General features: G+C 62.3%; 4 protein-coding genes. 1 reads left to right on the top strand and 3 read right to left on the bottom strand.

Annotation, left to right across the window (positions count from 1 at the left end):
• A partial coding sequence (locus tag VGH68_RS24110) for an amidohydrolase (protein WP_331606221.1) occupies positions 1-825 on the bottom strand: 825 nt, incomplete at its 3' end.
• Between the two features lie 284 nt (positions 826-1,109).
• Between VGH68_RS24110 and VGH68_RS24115 the strand changes: the two genes are divergently transcribed.
• The gene (locus VGH68_RS24115) at positions 1,110-1,982 is read left to right on the top strand and encodes a LysR family transcriptional regulator (RefSeq protein ID WP_331606222.1); all 873 of its coding nucleotides are present in this window, start codon (positions 1,110-1,112) and stop codon (positions 1,980-1,982) included.
• A gap of 615 nt (positions 1,983-2,597) precedes the next feature.
• Here the strand turns inward: VGH68_RS24115 and VGH68_RS24120 are convergent.
• Both VGH68_RS24120 and VGH68_RS24125 read right to left on the bottom strand, forming a co-directional pair.
• Complete coding sequence (locus VGH68_RS24120; RefSeq protein WP_331606223.1) at positions 2,598-2,831, bottom strand: hypothetical protein; 234 nt, start codon at positions 2,829-2,831, stop codon at positions 2,598-2,600.
• A 324-nt stretch (positions 2,832-3,155) separates the two neighbouring features.
• Complete coding sequence (locus tag VGH68_RS24125; RefSeq protein ID WP_331606224.1) at positions 3,156-3,602, bottom strand: SRPBCC family protein; 447 nt, start codon at positions 3,600-3,602, stop codon at positions 3,156-3,158.
• Positions 3,603-3,739 lie beyond the last annotated feature (137 nt).

Raw genomic sequence — 3,739 nt, forward strand, 5'->3', positions numbered from 1 at the left:
GAGCTGCTTCATACGGCTCTCGATCAGGTCCAGCACGTCGACCGAGAACGTGCGCACCGTGCCGGCCAGCGTCGCGGTATCGGGAATCACGTTGACCGCTTCGCCCGCGTTGATCTGCGTGATCGACAGCACGGCCGCGTCGATCGGACGCTTGTTGCGCGTCATGATGCTTTGCAGGCCCGTGCCGATCTGCATCGCGGTGAATACCGGGTCGATGCCGTTGTGCGGGATCGCCGCGTGCGCGCCGACGCCCTTCACCGTGATCTTGAATTCGTTGCTCGACGCCTGGGTCGCGCCGACACGCGCGCCGAATTCGCCGGCCGGCATGCCCGGCCAGTTATGCAGCGCGAACACCGCATCGACCGGAAAGCGCTTGAACAGACCGTCTTCGATCATCGCCTTGGCGCCGCCGCCGCCCTCTTCGGCCGGCTGAAAAATAAACACGACGGTGCCGTCGAAATGACGGTGTTGCGACAGATACTGCGCGGCGCCCAGCAGCATGGCGGTATGGCCGTCGTGGCCGCATGCGTGCATCTTGCCCGGATGCTGCGATGCATGCGCGAACGTGTTCAGTTCCTGGATCGGCAGCGCGTCCATATCGGCGCGCAAGCCGATCGCCTTGCCGCTCGAACCGTTGCGCAGCACACCGACCACACCGGTCTTGCCGAGCCCGCGCGTGACTTCGATGCCCCACGATTCGAGCTGTTGCGCGACGACATCGGCGGTGCGGTCCTCTTCGTAGCACAGCTCCGGATGCGCGTGAATGTCGCGGCGAATCGCCTGAATGCCGGTGTTGGCGTGAGCGATTTCGGGGATGATTTTCATGAGGGTTTCCTTTTACTGGGCGGCCGTTCGAACGGTGCGCATTACATGCGCGGATGCAAACGGCGGGTGTGTGTTTTCGCGTGAATCACACGAGTGGCGACCCGGGCTGGCGGCCAGCGCGCGACATCGCCCGATGTTCGAACCTCATTGTCCGTAGCCGTTTAAATCAAGAAAAGCTAAAATTTGTTGTCATTCGCTTCAAGAAATTTGATGTGTCGATGCGCGGCTCGACACCGCGCGTCCGCTCGTTTGTCCCCAGTCAGTTCTCCGATATCGAGGCCGTCTTGAGCACGATCCGCTTTCTGCGCACTTTCACCGCCGTCGCTCGCCACGGCTCGTTTGCCGTTGCCGCCGAGCAGATGGCGCTCACCCAGTCGGCGGTCAGCATGCAGATGCGCGCGCTCGAAACCGAGTTCAAACATGAACTGTTCGATCGCAGCGGACGCAAGGTCATGCTCAACGCGATGGGTAAGAGCCTGCTGCCGCACGCGCAGCATCTGCTCGCCGTGTATGAGGCGATGCGCGTGACGGCGGGCGGCCTTGAGGAAGACGTCGGGCCGGTATCGATCGGCGCGGTCGAATCGGTCGTCGGTGCGCTGGCGGAGGCCGCCGCGCATCTGAAGATGACACGGCCGAACCTCGACGTGCGCATCACGGCCGCGAAGTCAGTCGATCTCGCCGCACGCGTCGATTCGGGCGAGATCGACGCGGCCGTGATCATCGACACACCGGGCCGGCGGCCGGCCAGCGTGCAATGGACGCCGCTCTATTCGGAAGCGCTGGTGCTGCTCGCGAATACGAACACGCCCAAGGCGTCGGTCGCGCAGCTGCTTCGCACGCAGCGCTTTCTGCGCTTCGACCGGACTCAGCGTACCGGCGCGATCATCGACCGGGCTTTGCGCAAGCAACGCATCAAGGTCAACGAGTTTCTCGAACTGAACTCGCTAGAAGGGATCGCTGAACTCGTGCGCCAGGGAATTGGCGTAGCGGTGGTGCCGCTGCTGCGGCGTTCATCGTGGATGCGCGACGAAGCGCTGCGCGTGGTGCCGCTGCCCGAGACGGGCGGCAAGCGCAACGTCGGCATGCTGGAACGTGCGCAGCACGACAAGATGCGGGTGACGGCTGCAATCGTGCGGCAGTTGAAGGAGGTGATCTGAGTACGCTCGATACGTTGAATCACGGATTGCACGCCGCGTAACGCGTATGAGCTGCTGCGGAGGCACTGGCACTGGCATTGGCCTGGCAAGTCGCTCGGTCGCGACAAGTCAACCCTCCTTTCTGCAAGCCGACAACAGAGAGGCGGCTCTAGCAATAAGGGATCGGGTTTGACGTTTGTCGGCCGGAAACGATCGGCTAGACGGTTAGTTGCCTTCTGGCGCCCCGAAACAGCGAACGCATGCACGCGGCAAGCGCGCGCTTCGAAGTTGCGACGCTTACACGCTGTTTTTTCAAACGCGCCGGGTCGGCATCGCTGTCGTCAAAGTATGGAAGTTGTCGCAGACCATCTGTTGCGGAAGGTGTCCGCGCGGTAACCGCCCGCTGATACGCGTTCTCCGTAATGGTCGCGTCCGCGCCGGGAACGCCGCGACGGGCGCCCTCTCGCTAATGTGCAAAGCCTTCGTCGCCGAGCACCGTTAAACCATCGACCGCATCGCATTGCCCGATATGACCCCGGGTGGATTGCATCGGTCACGCGTGCGGCGGTTGTCGCCCGGCTAGCGTCTTACGACCCGTAGGCGCTCCGGTTAGCAATACGACGGGGCGCCGCGCCATCAGCGCTTGCCGCCTTCATGGTCAGGCTGCTTGACGAGCTCGCTCGCACGATCGCCGCCGCGGACCGCATCTGGCGACGGGTGGACGTCACCGTCTCCCCGTTGGCCATCTTCCGGCGCCCCACCTGTCACCGGTGCGCCGCTCTGATTGCCGAACGATCCGCCGCCGGAAGCCCCGGTGGCTTTCGAAGGATTGCCCTTCTCTTCAACTTTCTTTTGATGTTCGTCTGTCATCTTGTCCTCCTAATGGCGCGACAGCAGGGGTTCACGTGTCAGCAGCCGGACACCGCGCTGCGACCCGGTTGCGGAGATAAGCGACTTGATGTCATTAGCTCCGAATCGGTATGCCGGAAAGCAGCAATGCAGGTGCCACGCGTCGACTGGCTTTTGCAGGTCGGGGCAGGCATCGGGTTCGCTAGGATTACCGATTCGCGCTGGTGCGGTCGCCAATACGTGATAACGCCTGGTCCGGCGTCGCAAAACGACGCTGCGAGACCATCGGATCGAACGCGTCGCGGTTGGCCGCGCCTTCGATCCGTCATATCGAGCGTGCAGAGGTCAATCAGGAATCACCGGTTCAACCAGCTTCGCCAGTTGCGCGAGCGATTCCTGCCAACCGAGGTAGCACATCTCCACCGGAATGACCTCGGGAATGCCTTCCTGAACGATCGTCAATTCGGTACCGCACGACACCTCGCGCAATGACACGGTTGTGTACATCTGGCCCGGCAGATTCGGATCGTCGAAATGATCGGTGTAGCGAATCTTTTCGAACGGCACCAGTTCGATGTACTCGCCGCCGAATGAGTGACCATTGCCGGAGCCGAAGTTGCGAAACGACATTCTGTACGTGCCGCCGACGCGTGCATCCATCTGGTGAACCTGACACGTAAAGCCGTACGGTGGCAACCACTTCGCCATCGCGTCGGGTTCGAGGAACGCGCGATAAATGCGCTCGCGGGTCGCGCGCAGCACGCGGTGAAAATTGACGGTTCCGGTAGCCATGGTGATCGCCTTTCGCTGGAGGGGTTGAACATACTCTCACGACGGGCCGGGGACGTGGATATCGACATCAGGTGGACCAGGAGAAACCCGATATCGGTGTGCGATGCGGGACGGACGCATCGGCAACGACAACCCTT

It is taken from the genome of Paraburkholderia sp., assembly GCF_036488505.1.
Lineage (GTDB): Bacteria > Pseudomonadota > Gammaproteobacteria > Burkholderiales > Burkholderiaceae > Paraburkholderia.

Excerpts from the sequence above, each read along its gene's own strand:
- VGH68_RS24125 (WP_331606224.1), bottom strand. The coding sequence starts at position 3,602 with ATGGCTACCGGAACCGTCAATTTTCACCGCGTGCTGCGCGCGACCCGC.
- VGH68_RS24120 (WP_331606223.1), bottom strand. The coding sequence starts at position 2,831 with ATGACAGACGAACATCAAAAGAAAGTTGAAGAGAAGGGCAATCCTTCG.